Origin of the sequence: Halomonas sp. HMF6819, from assembly GCF_044335525.1 — a bacterium.
GTDB lineage: Bacteria > Pseudomonadota > Gammaproteobacteria > Pseudomonadales > Halomonadaceae > Vreelandella.
In genome coordinates this window covers 1,065,450-1,078,358 of sequence record NZ_JBIQVY010000001.1, presented here as the reverse complement: position 1 = coordinate 1,078,358, position 12,909 = coordinate 1,065,450, and the positions used below count along the sequence as shown (strand labels likewise).

Here is a 12,909-nt window from a genome sequence, read left to right as displayed (position 1 = left end):
TCCTACACGCTACATCATAAACGCCAGCAATGCAGGCAGATAGAAAAGCGCCAACAGCGTCGAGCAGAACACCAGGCTTGCGACGTAAACCGGCTCGCGCTGAGCGCGCTGGGCGAACAGATAGTTGAACACCGCCACCGGCATGCACATCTGCAGCACCAGAATCATCTGCGCGAGCGCCGGCAGATTCAAAAGCTCGGCTACCAGCCAGGCCGTGGCGGCGGCCAGCGGAATGCGCACCAGGCTAAAGCCGAGCCCCGAGCGCAGGTTGTCGACCCGGATGCTCGCCAAGGATACGCCGAGGGTGATCAGCATCAGCGGTACGGTAAAGCCGGACATCAAATCAACGGTGTTGGCGATCCAGCCAGGCAGCGCCGTGTCGGTGAGCATCAGCGCCATGCTGATCAAAATGGCGTAGACCGTCGGCGTTTTGACCAGCGTTTTGAGCGGATTACCCCGGCTCGAGAGCATGGCGCCGATGGTGAACTGAAAAAGCGACACGGTCACCATGACGGTGATGCCGTAAACGAAGCCGGCGCTGCCAAACGCGTAGAGCACGACCGGCAGGCCCATGTTGCCGGTGTTGGGGTACATCATGGGCGCGATGAGCACTTTCCAGTCGCGGCGCAAAAGCCTTGCCACGCCAAAGGACGCCACGCCCATCAGGCTGATGACCAGCGCGGCGGCCAGCATGGTCTTGCCGAAGGTGTGGGCATCGATCGAGGCGCCGGCAAGCGAGGCCAGCACCAGCGCCGGCGTGCCAATGTTGAACACCAGCCGGGTGACGAATTCGATCGGGTAGGGGTAGCCCAGGCGCACCCAGAAAAAACCCAGGCCGGCACCGGCGAGCACCGGGGCCATCACGGCGAACAGTTCAACGAGCATGGAGCGTTCCTGGCAAGCGTAAACGCCTATTGTCATCAATCGGGTCGTTAGCTGGCAAGGTTTCCTAGCGGTCCCACGGCCGCCCAAACGCCATTGAGGGGCGAAAACGCTAGGCGAACAGCGGCGGCGCCTGCCACTGGTGCGGCACGTGCTCGCGCAGGCAGCCCAGCAGCGCGCTGACCCGGCGCGAGTGATGCCCGAACGCGTAGAGCATCGACACCGGCAGTGGCTGGGGCTCCCAGCCCGCCAGGCACGGTACCAGCTCGCCGGGGTGGTGCATTTCGCGCTGATGGACGATCCAGTGCGGCAAAAGCCCGATGCCCTGTCCGTTGGCGATCGCGTCCACGTGGATCAGGGTTTGATCCACTCTGAGCCGCGAGCGGGGCGGCGAAAACACGTACTCCGGGGCGCTGGCGTGATAAAGCGGCAGGCGAGTCGTGTCGGTGTCGAGCAGGTCGATCCAGGCGTGGTGATCCAGGTCGCTCGGGTGAGTAAGCGCAGGTGCCTGGGCCAGATAGCGCGGGCTGGCGTAGAGCCCTCGGGTGAGCTGCCCAAGGCGCTCCTGGTTCAGCCCGCATTCGTCGAGCGCGCCAAGCCAGATATGCACACTGTTGGTTTGAAGCGTCGTGGATGGCCTTTCCCGGCTCTGAAGCGTGAGTTCGATGCCCGGGTGGCGATCGAGAAAGGTATCCACGACTTTGGAAACCCAGTTGCGGGCAAGCGCGCCGTGAACCTCCAATGTGATCTTGCCGCTAATCTCCTCGCGAAGCTCCGACAGCGCCTCCTGGCTTTGCCGGGCCAACGTCAAAAGCTCCGTGCAGTAGCCGTGAAAAAGCAGCCCGGCTTCGGTAGGCGTTAGCTGGTTCGCTTGGCGGCGCAAAAGCGGCTGGTTCAAGCGCGACTCGAGCTGGCTGATACGCCGGCTCAGCGTGGATTTGGCCACCCCCATACGCTGGGCGCTGCGGGTCAGGCTGCCGGTCGCCATGACGTCCGAAAACGCGTTGAGTTCGTCGAAGTCGTACATGAAAGCGGGCCCGCGAGCAAAAGAGGCCCATTGTGCCAGTAACCGCTACAAATGAAAATAAGAGCGATTTGTGTTGCGGTTCCAGCAACGCCGCGTTCCCCCGCATCCGGTAGTGAATGTGAGAGCATGTGAATGCTAATTATTAGCATTCAACAAGCAATAACACTATTACGATATCCGGATCTTCATAGGAACTGCGTCATGTCATTCCCCTTGCGCAAAACGCTGCTGGCAAGCGCGATTTCGTCTTTGATCGTCACGCCGGCCTGGGCACAAGAGAGCACATCCCTGAACGATGTCGTCGTCACGGCGGCGGGCTTCGAGCAGCAAACCACTAACGCCCCCGCATCCATCAGCGTGCTCTCTCGCGAAGAGATCGAGCGCGGCTACTACCGGGACGTCACCGACGCGCTGCGTGACGTGCCGGGCGTCACCATCACCGGCGGCGGCGCCGGCGACAATGGCAACGACATCTCCATTCGCGGCATGCCTTCGCAATACACGCTGATTCTGGTCGACGGCCGCCCGCAAAACTCACGCGAATCGCGCCCGAACGGCAGCGCCGGGTTCGAGCAGGATTGGCTGCCGCCGCTGCAGGCCATCGAGCGTATCGAGGTGGTGCGCGGGCCGATGTCGACGCTTTACGGCTCCGATGCCATTGGCGGGGTCATCAACATTATCACCCGCCAGGTAGCCGATGCGTGGCACGGCAACGTACAGTTCGACACCGTTTTGCAGGAAGACAGCGATTCCGGCGATAGCCGCCAGACCAACTTCTATGTCAGCGGGCCGCTGGTGGACGACCGGCTGGGGCTGCAGGTGTATGGCCAGGCCTCTCAGCGCGACGAGGACGATATCGTTAGCGGCTACGAGGATAAAAGCCTGCAGAGCCTCACCGCGCGCCTAAGCCTGAGTGCCAGCGACAACCATGATTTTACCGCCGAGGCGGGCATTACCGAGCAACAGCGCCTGTCACGCGTCGGACGCTCGACCGCCGCGGACGGATGTCGCGGCGGCTGTTCGGACAGCGATAACGACTTCTCCAACGATCACGTGGCGCTGACCCACAGCGGCCGCTTCGACTGGGGCACCACCGAAACCTTCGTGCAGCGCGAAAACAGCCGCAACGATTCGCGCGATATCGAAATCACCAACACGAACGTCAAGACCAGCGCCATTTTACCGCTGGGCATGCACATGCTCACGGTGGGGGCAAACTACGAAGAGGAGTCGCTCGAGGACAGCACGACCAACCAGGTCTCGGATCGCACTAGCATCGATGGCAGCCAGTGGGCGCTGTTCGTGGAAGACGAGTGGATGATCACTCCCACTTGGGCGATCACCGGCGGTCTGCGCCTGGACGACGACGAAAACTACGGCAGCCACGTCAGCCCGCGCCTTTATAACGTCTGGAACATGACGCCGGACTGGACGCTCAAGGGCGGTGTCTCCACCGGCTACCGCTCCCCCAACCTGCGCGAGATCACCGCCGACTGGGGGGCGATCAGTCGCGGCGGCACCACCTACGGCAACCCGGATCTGGAGCCGGAAACCTCGCTCAACAAGGAAATCGCGCTGCTGTATGCCGATGAAAACGGTTTGAGCGGAAGCCTCACGCTGTTCCATAACGACTTCGAGGACAAGATCACGCGTCTACCCTGCATCTCGGTCGGCTTGGGCGAGCAAGAGTGCCCGGCCGCGACGCAGTTCGATATCGACGCTAACGGCGAGCTCAATACCAATACGCGCATCAACGTCGACGATGCCATCACCCAAGGCGTCGAGGCCAGCCTGAGCGCGCCGCTTGGCGATGCGCTGGCGCTAACGGCGACCTATACCTACACCGATTCCGAGCAGAAAAGCGGTCAGAATCAAGGCGAGCCGCTCAACCAGCTGCCCAAACACCAGGTGTCGGCGACGCTCGATTGGGACGTAAACGGGCGTCTCAACCAGTGGACCAAACTGACCTACCGCGGTGAAGAGAGCCAGCCCACCAGCGGCCCTTCTCGCGGCTCGCTGGTGGCACCGTCCTACACCTTCGTGGACACCGGCCTTGGCTACCGCCTCAACGACACCGCAACGGTCAGCGCGGGTATCTATAACCTGTTCGATGAAAGCATCACCCCCGAGGAGTATGGCTACATCGAAGACGGGCGCCGCCTCTGGCTGGGTCTGAACATCGAGTTCTAACGCCACCCTCGCGTGTCCACCCCATTGAAAACGGCTACCTCGGTAGCCGTTTTTTGTGGGCGTTTGTGAGTGAGCGCCCTTGAGAGAAAGCCTTATGAGACAGCGCGAAAACCGATGATCGCCGCGCCCGTCACTCAGCCGCCGATACAAAAAAGCCCCGGCCAAGGCCGGGGCTGAATCAGCAAGCGATATCAAACGAACCGCTAGCGAGCACTGCGAGGTCGGTTAGAACTCGTAGGTCGCGGAGAGCCAGTAGCTGCGGCCATCCAGCGCGACGCCGTTGGTCGAGCGTCCGGTCTGGGTGTAGTCGTAGGCGATATAGGTGTCACCGTCGAAGTTATAGGTGTCGTAGCCGCCGAAGTCCTTGTCGAACAGGTTGTATACCGTGCCGGTCAGACGCAGGCTATCGGTGAAGCGGTAGGTCGAGCGCAGGTTGAAGAGCTCGTAGCCGTCGAGCTTGTTGCCCAGCTGCTCGACCAGCGCGGCCGAGCTTCCCGATACGTTGCCGGAGAAGCGCTCGCGAGAAGAGTAGTACTCGCCCTCGAGTGTCGTGCTCCACTGCGGGTTGATCGCCCAGGAAAGGTCCGCAGTTAGCTTGTGTTTGGGCGCGTTGGTCAGCGCTTGGCCTTCGTTATCGCCGGAGGTCACTTCGGTGTCGGTATAGGTGTAGCCGCCGCTGATGCGCCAGGCCGGGTCGAACTGGTAGCTCGAGGTTAGCTCGACACCACGGGTTTCGGCGCGGTCGACGTTGACGGAGCGGTTGAAGCTGTCCTGACTGACGAAATCGCCCACGCTGATGCAGTTGGCCGCGTTTGAGAAGGGCCTGTTGCCGTCGCTGTCGACGAACTGGCAGTTGGGAATGTCGTCACCGCTGGAAATCCGGTCGCGGAATTGGGTAAAGAATACCGTGGCGCCGGCGGAGAAGCCGTCGAGGTTGTCGTAGATCGCGCCGATTTCGTAGTTGGTGCTCTTTTCCGGTTCGAGATTCGGCGAACCCAGGCTCGCGGAGTTGCCCTGGTTGCCAAAGCCGTTCACGCCGTCGTGAAGCTGATTGAGCGTCGGCGTTTTGTAGCCCTGGCTGATGCCGCCCTTGAGCGTCCACTCGTCGGTGGTGTTCCACACCAGGTAGCCGCGCGGGCTGAAGTGGCCGCCGAAGGCGTCGTGGTTTTCGTAACGCCCGCCCAGCGTCAGGGCCAAATCATCGGTCAAAAACCACTCGTCCTCGACGAACAGGGCCCAGCTCGACTGGCTGAACTCCTCATTGCCGGCGGTGGCGTCTGTCAGGTCGGCGTCGATGTACTGGCCGCCCACCGTGACCATGTGCGCGTCCAGCGGCGCGACGAACTTGGTATCGACGACGACGTCGCGGTTTTTCAGCGTGCGCGGCTCGCCGCCCAGGGCAAAGTAGCCGTAGTCCGGCGCGTTACCGGCGGGCAGGGTGCGGCCAAGCGATTCGGTTTCGTTACGCGTGATGCTGGTGTCCCAGGTACCCGTCGACAGGCGCGCGGAGTGGCCAATGGCGATCTGGTCGCGCTGGAAGCGAAGCTCGTCCTCGTAGCCAAAGAACTCAGTAGGGGCGGGGGTTTCGCAGTCGTTGCGGCGCAGGCCGTCGCGGCTACCCAGCCGGCAGTCGGTGTTGTCGTAAACCTGGCGGGCGCGCTCGGCGTCGAGCCAGATCTCGTGGGTATCGTTGGGCGTAAAGCTCAGCCGGCCGCCGATGGAATAAATGCGCGCCTCGGACGGGCGCGGGTCGCGGCCGACGCTCTCTTCCACCAGCCGCTCGGAGCTGTCGCGATCGAACACGCGCCCGCGAAGCTGCACGCCCAAAGTGTCCTCGATGAGCGGGCCGGTGGCGTAAAGATTCAGCGTCGAGCTGTTGCCCGCGTCGCGATCCTCCTGGAAGGTGTTTTCCACGGTGACCGAGCCCGCCCAGTCGGTACCCACACGGCGAGTAATAATGTTGACCACGCCACCGAGGGCGTCGGAGCCGTAGAGTGTGGACATCGGCCCGCGAATGACCTCGATACGCTCGATGGAAGAGAGCGGTGGCATGAAGCTGGTGGAGGTCGAGCCAAAGCCGTTCGGCGTCACGTCGCCGGAGGTGTTCTGGCGGCGGCCGTCGATCAGGATCAGCGTGTAGTCACTGGGCATACCGCGAATCGAAATGCTCTGACCGCCGGTTTTGCCCGTGCCCGCCCGTACGTCCACGCCGGGCACGTCGCGAATCGCCTCGGCGATGCTCGAGAACTGGTTCTGCTCCAGCTCCTGACGCGTCACGACCGAAATACTCGCCGGGGCATTGTTGAGCGTTTGCTCATAGCCGGCGGCGGTGACGACCATGCTGTCCAGGTTGGTCGCGCTTTGCTGGGCGTGCGCGGTGACGGTGAAAGACCCCAGCGCGATGGCGCTGGCGAGGGCGGTGCGAGTGAAACGAGCCATGAAACAACCCTTACTTGAAGAACGATCTTGAAGACCGATGAGATCGATGTAGTGGTATTAATGAGATTTGTTATCAAATGTGATCGAGAGTCTAAAAATAATAGTTCCCAATATCGAGCTAAAATTCAGGAACGTTGCGTTGCAAAAGGAGGAACTTTTAGCGCGTTATCGAAATGGCCTCGCGTTAGGTGCTGGTAATAATGGCGAATTGCTAAAAGTGGAACGAGCCATTCGACAGGATGGTAATGCAATCGCTTTTGAGAATCGTTATTATCATCAGCCTCGATAAGCAGCAGGCATTTTCAGGAGAGTCAAATGGCGGGTAGAGCGCGCGGTACAATGAAAGCGACGACGTTCAACGCGGCGTGGCGTGTAGGGTTGACCGGGGCGCTGGTGGGCGCGCTGCTGACAGGCCAGGCCCAGGCGCGTACGCTCGACACCGCCTTTGGCGAGGTCGAGGTGGACGGCACGCCGGAGCGGGTCGTCACGGTATACGAAGGCGCGCTCGACGCCTCTATCGCCGCTGGCATCATGCCGCTGGGCGCGGTGACCACCCGCGGCGGCACCGATGTCGCCAACTACATCACCGAGTACTTTTCACAGGACTTCGACGTCGAGCGTCCGGAAGTCGTGGGCGTGGTGCGTGAAATCAACATCGAGGCAGTGCTCGCCCAGCAGCCGGATTTGATTCTGGCCGCCCCGCAGCTGCCCGAAGAGCAGTACCAGCTGCTCTCGCGCATCGCCCCGACCGTGGTACCGCAGAGCGATGGGTTCGCGCCGGACAGCTGGGAGAAAGAAGCGCGCCTGTTCGGTGAAGCGCTCAACCGCCAGGACGCCGTCGAAGAGGCGATCACCGCCGTCGACGAGCGCGTCGACGCGCTCTCCGCGCGTATCGAAGAGCACCACCCGGACGAAAGCGCGTTCGTCGTGCGCTGGATGCCGAGCGGCGCCATGGTGATGTCCGAAAACCTGATCGCCACCGGGCTTCTCAACCGCGTGGGCGTGAACGTCAGCGACGCCGGTTTGATCGAAGAGGGCAGCGCCCACAGTGACGTGCTGAGCCTTGAAAATCTTTCCATGGTCGACGGCGACTGGCTCTTTCTGGCCACCCTCAACGAAGAGGGCCAGCAGGCGCTGGACGCCGCGCGTGAAAGCGCCGCCTTCTCGCGCCTGAACGTGGCGCAGCAGGAGCACGTCGTGCCCGTCGATGGCCAGCTGTGGAGTAGCGCCAGCGGCCCGCTGGCGGCGCTGGCCATTCTTGACGACATCGAAGACGCACTACTGCCGTGACCGGGTTTGTCAGTGCGGTGAGCGGCCCACTCGCGCGCCGCTCGCCACGCCACTTGATGCTGGCTCTGCTCACCGCCCTCGTGGCGGTGAGCGCGTTGAGCCTGTTGATCGGCGCGGGCAGCGTCGGCCCGGCGCGCATTCTGGCGTTTTTGCAGGGCAGCGCCGACGACGAGGCGCGCTTCGTGATGTGGGAGCTTCGCGCGCCGCGCACGCTAATCGGTATCGTCGTGGGCATGGCGCTGGGCGTGGCCGGGGCGCTGTTGCAGGCGGTGTCGCGAAACCCGCTGGCGGAGCCCGGGCTTCTGGGGGTGAGCGCCGGCGCCGCCTTTGCCGTGGCGCTGGCGCTGGTGCTGGGGGCGAGCGCGGCGACGCTGCGCATTTCCGTGGCCCAGCTCGGCGCGCTGATCGGCTGTGTCTGCGTGATGAGCGTGGCGCGTTTTCGCGGCGTGGGTAACGACCCGGTGCGGCTGGTGCTGGCGGGTGCGGCGTTTTCGGGGCTTTTGGGCTCGTTGACCTCACTGCTGCTTTTATACGATCAGCGCGCGGCAGACGAAATTCGCTTCTGGGTGGTGGGCAGTTTGGCCGGGCGTCGTTTGGACGACCTGGTCAGCGTGCTGCCGAGCCTGGCGGTAGCCGCGGTCGCGGTCGCGGTGACCGCGCGGCCTCTGGCGGCGCTGGCGCTCGGTGAGCGCGCCGCCTCCGGGCTTGGCCATCACCCCGGCGTGATCCGCTGGATCGTGATTGGCAGCGTCGCGCTGCTGGTCGGCGCGGCTACGGCAATTGCCGGGCCGATTACCTTCGTTGGGCTGGTGGTGCCGTTCGTTGCCCGCGCGCTGGCGGGGCCGGATATTCGCCGCACGCTCTGGTTCTGCCTGCCGATCGGGCCCTTGATCGTGGTCAGCGCCGATATCATTTCGCGGGTGGTGGTGGCGCCTTCGGAGCTGCCGCTGGGCGTGCTGACCGCGCTTTGCGGCGCGCCAGTGCTGATCGCCGTGGTTCGCGCGCGGCGTTTGCCCATGCTTTAATGCGCGCGCTCAGCCGCCGCGCCTCGAGACTCGTGTTTAGCTATACCCGTGCTTAGCCATAACGCTCTTTTATTTGCCGGCGATTCATCCAGTGACGACTCAATCTGTGACCATGGCATCGAAATCCACCGCCACCTCCGAGTACCGCTCGGAGGCCACATCTCCTACGCGCGCCGTGAGTGATGCGCCTGCCGCTTGCCCGTCGCCGCCGGGCTATTGGCGTCTGGCCTGGCAGGGCAGGGGGCAGGCCTTTAGCGTGCTGCTCGAGCGCCGCGCCGTGGCGGTCAACCTGGGGCTTTTGCTTGCGCTGCTGATCGCTGGCGTGGTGTATCTGAGCCTGGGGAGTGTGCCGCTGTCAGTGAGCGAGGTCATTCCCGCCCTCGCGGGCCAGGGCGACATGATGACCACCTTCATGGTGCAGGAGCTTCGCCTACCAAGGCTGGCGGCGGCCTGCCTGACCGGCGCCGCCTTTGCGCTGGCGGGCGTGCTGATGCAGACCCTGGCGGGCAACCGGCTGGCAACGCCGGGCATCATCGGCATCGACAATGGCGCCACGGCGTTTGCCATCGCCTCGGTCATCGGCGTCGGCGTGACCATCGCACCGCCGGCCATGGCGCTGGCCGGAGCGGCCACCGCCGCCGCCATCACCTTCGGGCTTTCTGCCGGCAGCGGCACTCAGGGGTATCGCTTCATCGTGGCCGGTATCGGCGTAGGCGCGGTATTTGGCGCGCTGACCCAGTTCTATCTCGCCCGCGTGCCGATCGACACCGCCAACGCCGCCTACCCCTGGACCGTGGGCACACTCAACGCCCGCTCGCCCGGCGCCGTACTGCTGCTGGCCGCGGGGCTGGGTGTCGGCGTGGTGCTGGCGATGGGGCTGGCGCGGTCGCTGTCGATTCTGCGCTTTAGAGACGCCGTTGCAAGCGGCTTGGGCGTGAAGGTGAAAGCCTGCCGGATTCAGGTGCTCGCTCTTTCTGTCGTGCTCACGGGGTTGGCCGTCGCGGTGGCCGGGCCCGTGGGCATGGTGGCGCTGATCGGCCCGGAAATCGCCCGCTCGCTTTCAAGCTCACGCCACGTTCCGGTGCTGGCCGCCACGCTCGCCGGCGCCTTGGTCATGGTGCTGGCGGATCTGGCCGGGCGCACGCTGCTCGCGCCGATCGAGATTCCCGTGGGCATCGTCACCGCCGTGGTCGGCGGCCCTTGGCTTTTATGGATACTGATGCGCCCACAAAGGAGCCGCCCATGAGCACGCCCCACGACACGCCGGCGCCCACGCTTTCGACCCAAGCGCTGGACATGAGCTACGGCGCCCGCCGGGTGATCCGTGAGCTGGCGCTGAATTTGCCGAGCGGCAAAGTGACCGCGATCGTCGGGCCCAACGGCTGCGGTAAATCCACGCTGCTCGCCGGGCTTTCCAGGCTGCACAAACCGGAAAACGGCGCGGTGCTGCTCGACGGCGCTGACATTCAGACGCTTCCCGCCAAAACTCTGGCCAAACAGCTCGCGCTGCTGCCCCAGGAGGCGATCGCCCCAGAAGGGCTGACCGTGACCGAGCTGATTCGCTTTGGCCGCCAGCCCCACCAGGGGTGGCTGCGCCAGTGGTCACCGGAAGACCAAAAAATCGTGCAGTACGCGCTCACCGCCGCCGGGCTCGAGGCCCTGGCCGACCGCCCGCTCGAGGCGCTCTCCGGCGGGCAGCGCCAGCGCGCCTGGATCGCCATGACCATCGCCCAGCAAACGCCGCTATTACTGCTCGACGAGCCCACCTCGGCGCTGGATCTCGGCCACCAGATCGAAGTGTTCGAACTGGTGCAAAAGCTCGCTTGCGAGGGCCGCACCGTGGTGATGGTACTGCACGATCTGGCCAGCGCCTGCCGCTACGCCGACCACCTCATCGCTATGTTTGATGGGCGCATCGTCGCCGAAGGCGCCCCGTCCGACGTCGTCACGCCGGCGCTGGTCCGCACGCTCTATCAGGTCGACTGCACGCTGCTGACCGACCCGGATACCGGCAGCCCGCTGATTGCGAACGTGCGCCGAGCGGTCAGTGCCTGACGGCTAGCGGTTGATCAGCACAGCGTCCAAAGTGACCGGCACGTGATCGGCGATCTGCTGATAGCCCAGCAGCGACATGACGCTGCGCACCGTGTTGTTCGCCATCAGCGTGCTGCCGTCCAGTTCCATCGGTTCGGCGTGGGTGACGCGCACCTGGTTCAAGCCTTCCCGAGTGAAGCGAAGCGGCACCTCTTCCTGGCGGTTGATGCCTTCGTTTTGCACGCGGAAGGTCAGCGTCTCGACCATCGACTTGCCGATATCCAGCGCGTCCAAACGCTCAGGCGGCATTTGGGCAGTCAGCGTGACCAGGGTGGAATCGGTCAGAAGCCTCGCCCACACCGGCAGGTCGCCAAAGCGCGAGAGCAGGTCGGTCTGGTTGAGCTTGAGCGGCAGCGTCAGCGTGCCATCCGGCGAGATGTTGCCCTGAAGGTTGCGCACCTGATGGTGGTGGGTTTGCGGCGAAGGGCCGTCGAGCTGCGTGATACTCGCCTGTACCTGGGATTGGCTGGCATCCAGCTGCCAATCCGCGAAGGCGGGGGCCGCCAGCACCAGCGGTACAAGAGCAAACAAGGCTTTCATGGCATGTCTCCACAGTAAGGACTCCACAGCAGACTCGCCCCTTGGGTAAAAGTGCCGTGGTGATCGCAAGATAGCGCCCCAAGGGTAGCCTCGCCCCGCCACATTCGCTATGATATGCACGCTTTTCGGGCCTATAGCTCAGTTGGTTAGAGCAGGGGACTCATAATCCCTTGGTCGTAGGTTCAAGTCCTACTGGGCCCACCATTAAAATCAGTAGTTTAGCAATTGTCTCTGGTGAGTCCCCTAGTCCAAGGGTACAGTTTCGGTACAGTGCCGATCTTTCAGACCCTGGAGATTTTTTGTGGCCACCATCGTCAAGACCCCTTCTGCAACCTGGAAAGCCGTCATCCGCAAGTCGGGTTGGCCAACCACCGCGAAGACCTTCCGTACCAAACGTGACGCCCAAGATTGGGCACGCCGCACTGAAGATGAAATGGTGCGCGGCGTTTATATCCAGCGTAGTGCCTCAGAACGAATGACGCTTGAAGCAGCGCTAAAGCGCTACTTGGCCGATATTACTCCTACCAAGAAGCCCAGCACCCAAAAGAGCGAACGCCACAAGGCCAACACCCTTATTGAGCACTTGGGCAAATACTCCCTCGCAGCCCTGACGCCGGAACTAGTCGCTAACTACCGTGACAAGCGTTTAAACACTTTGGGTCGCCGAGGGGAGTTAATCAGCCCCAGTACTGTGCGCCTAGAGCTTGCTTTACTTGGACACCTCTACACCGTGGCCATCCAGGAATGGGGCCTCGGTCTGACCTATAACCCCGTCCAGAACATCCGCAAACCTAGCCCAGGAGAAGGCCGCGATAGGCGCCTGAGTCCCGAAGAGGAGAAGCGCCTGTTCGACGTGCTACGGCAGCACAGCAACCCCATGCTGGCCTGGATTGCCAGAATCGCCTTGGAGACGGGCATGCGCTCCTCAGAGATCCTGACCCTCACACGCTCCAAGGTCGATGTGAAACGCCGCGTGGTGCGTCTCACCGACACCAAGAACAATGAAGCTCGCCTGGTGCCGCTGACTCAGGCCGCCACCGAAGTATTCAAGCAGGCGTTGCACAACCCGGTACGGCCGCTCGACTGTGACTTTGTGTTCTTCGGTGAGCCTGGCAAGGGCGGCAAGCGTGGGCCATATGCATACACCAAGCTATGGAATCAGGCGAAGAAGAAGGCAGGACTCGATGACTTCCGCTTCCATGACTTAAGACATGAGGCCGTCAGTCGGCTGGTTGAGGTAGGGCTATCCGATCAGGAGGTCGCCGCGATCAGTGGCCACAAGTCAATGCAGATGCTGAGGCGGTATACGCACTTGAGAGCCGAGGATTTGGTCGTGAAGCTGGATAGAGTGAGGGAGGTCTAAAACATTAATAGCTTGAGAAAACTGGGCAGAACGATCAGGCGGCTTCCGACCCTGAGTGG

At 63.0% G+C, this 12,909-nt stretch carries 10 protein-coding genes and 1 tRNA gene; 7 read left to right on the top strand and 4 right to left on the bottom strand.

Features of this window, described 5'->3' with window-relative positions; all coding sequences use genetic code 11:
• Positions 1-9: 9 nt before the first annotated feature.
• Positions 10-885, bottom strand: coding sequence for an AEC family transporter (locus ACGLWX_RS04865; protein ID WP_396237793.1), 876 nt, complete (start codon positions 883-885; stop codon positions 10-12).
• 109 nt (positions 886-994) lie between these two features.
• Positions 995-1,909, bottom strand: a complete 915-nt coding sequence (locus tag ACGLWX_RS04860) for a LysR family transcriptional regulator (protein ID WP_252106969.1) — start codon at positions 1,907-1,909, stop codon at positions 995-997.
• A gap of 201 nt (positions 1,910-2,110) precedes the next feature.
• Here ACGLWX_RS04860 and ACGLWX_RS04855 point away from each other — a divergent pair, with 201 nt between their 5' ends.
• Positions 2,111-4,099, top strand: coding sequence for a ligand-gated channel protein (locus ACGLWX_RS04855; protein ID WP_252106970.1), 1,989 nt, complete (start codon positions 2,111-2,113; stop codon positions 4,097-4,099).
• Positions 4,100-4,324: 225 nt separating this feature from the next.
• Here the strand turns inward: ACGLWX_RS04855 and ACGLWX_RS04850 are convergent, their stop codons facing one another.
• Positions 4,325-6,538: a TonB-dependent receptor domain-containing protein gene (locus ACGLWX_RS04850; RefSeq protein WP_396237791.1), complete on the bottom strand. Its 2,214-nt coding sequence runs from the start codon at positions 6,536-6,538 to the stop codon at positions 4,325-4,327.
• Positions 6,539-6,853: 315 nt separating this feature from the next.
• Between ACGLWX_RS04850 and ACGLWX_RS04845 the strand changes: the two genes are divergently transcribed.
• The 4 genes from ACGLWX_RS04845 to ACGLWX_RS04830 all read left to right on the top strand — a co-directional run bounded on the left by ACGLWX_RS04845 (position 6,854) and on the right by ACGLWX_RS04830 (position 10,908).
• Entirely contained in the window at positions 6,854-7,828 is a 975-nt protein-coding gene (locus tag ACGLWX_RS04845; RefSeq protein ID WP_396237789.1) for an ABC transporter substrate-binding protein, read from the top strand.
• A gap of 56 nt (positions 7,829-7,884) precedes the next feature.
• Entirely contained in the window at positions 7,885-8,853 is a 969-nt protein-coding gene (locus ACGLWX_RS04840; RefSeq protein WP_396238182.1) for a FecCD family ABC transporter permease, read from the top strand.
• A 112-nt stretch (positions 8,854-8,965) separates the two neighbouring features.
• Positions 8,966-10,099 (top strand): FecCD family ABC transporter permease, encoded by a 1,134-nt coding sequence (locus ACGLWX_RS04835; protein ID WP_396238180.1) that lies wholly within the window; start codon positions 8,966-8,968, stop codon positions 10,097-10,099.
• On the top strand, positions 10,096-10,908 hold the full coding sequence (locus tag ACGLWX_RS04830; RefSeq protein WP_396237787.1) for an ABC transporter ATP-binding protein: 813 nt from the start codon (positions 10,096-10,098) through the stop codon (positions 10,906-10,908). Before ACGLWX_RS04835 ends, ACGLWX_RS04830 begins: the two co-directional genes overlap by 4 nt.
• Positions 10,909-10,911: 3 nt before the next feature.
• Here the strand turns inward: ACGLWX_RS04830 and ACGLWX_RS04825 are convergent, their stop codons facing one another.
• Positions 10,912-11,487 carry a hypothetical protein gene (locus ACGLWX_RS04825; RefSeq protein ID WP_396237785.1) on the bottom strand — a complete coding sequence of 192 codons (576 nt, stop codon included), beginning with the start codon at positions 11,485-11,487 and terminating at the stop codon, positions 10,912-10,914.
• Positions 11,488-11,614: 127 nt separating this feature from the next.
• On the opposite strand from ACGLWX_RS04825, the gene ACGLWX_RS04820 reads away from it, so the two are divergent.
• Both ACGLWX_RS04820 and ACGLWX_RS04815 read left to right on the top strand, forming a co-directional pair.
• Positions 11,615-11,691 (top strand) — tRNA-Ile (locus tag ACGLWX_RS04820).
• Between the two features lie 97 nt (positions 11,692-11,788).
• The gene (locus ACGLWX_RS04815) at positions 11,789-12,850 is read left to right on the top strand and encodes a site-specific integrase (RefSeq protein WP_396237783.1); all 1,062 of its coding nucleotides are present in this window, start codon (positions 11,789-11,791) and stop codon (positions 12,848-12,850) included.
• Positions 12,851-12,909 lie beyond the last annotated feature (59 nt).

Bases quoted from the DNA above. Each gene is read 5' to 3' on its own strand.
- ACGLWX_RS04850 (WP_396237791.1), bottom strand. From the start codon at position 6,538: ATGGCTCGTTTCACTCGCACCGCCCTCGCCAGCGCCATCGCGCTGGGG.
- ACGLWX_RS04835 (WP_396238180.1), top strand. From the start codon at position 8,966: ATGGCATCGAAATCCACCGCCACCTCCGAGTACCGCTCGGAGGCCACA.
- ACGLWX_RS04855 (WP_252106970.1), top strand. From the start codon at position 2,111: ATGTCATTCCCCTTGCGCAAAACGCTGCTGGCAAGCGCGATTTCGTCT.
- ACGLWX_RS04860 (WP_252106969.1), bottom strand. From the start codon at position 1,909: ATGTACGACTTCGACGAACTCAACGCGTTTTCGGACGTCATGGCGACC.
- ACGLWX_RS04840 (WP_396238182.1), top strand. From the start codon at position 7,885: ATGCTGGCTCTGCTCACCGCCCTCGTGGCGGTGAGCGCGTTGAGCCTG.
- ACGLWX_RS04825 (WP_396237785.1), bottom strand. From the start codon at position 11,487: ATGAAAGCCTTGTTTGCTCTTGTACCGCTGGTGCTGGCGGCCCCCGCC.
- ACGLWX_RS04845 (WP_396237789.1), top strand. From the start codon at position 6,854: ATGGCGGGTAGAGCGCGCGGTACAATGAAAGCGACGACGTTCAACGCG.
- ACGLWX_RS04865 (WP_396237793.1), bottom strand. From the start codon at position 885: ATGCTCGTTGAACTGTTCGCCGTGATGGCCCCGGTGCTCGCCGGTGCC.
- ACGLWX_RS04830 (WP_396237787.1), top strand. From the start codon at position 10,096: ATGAGCACGCCCCACGACACGCCGGCGCCCACGCTTTCGACCCAAGCG.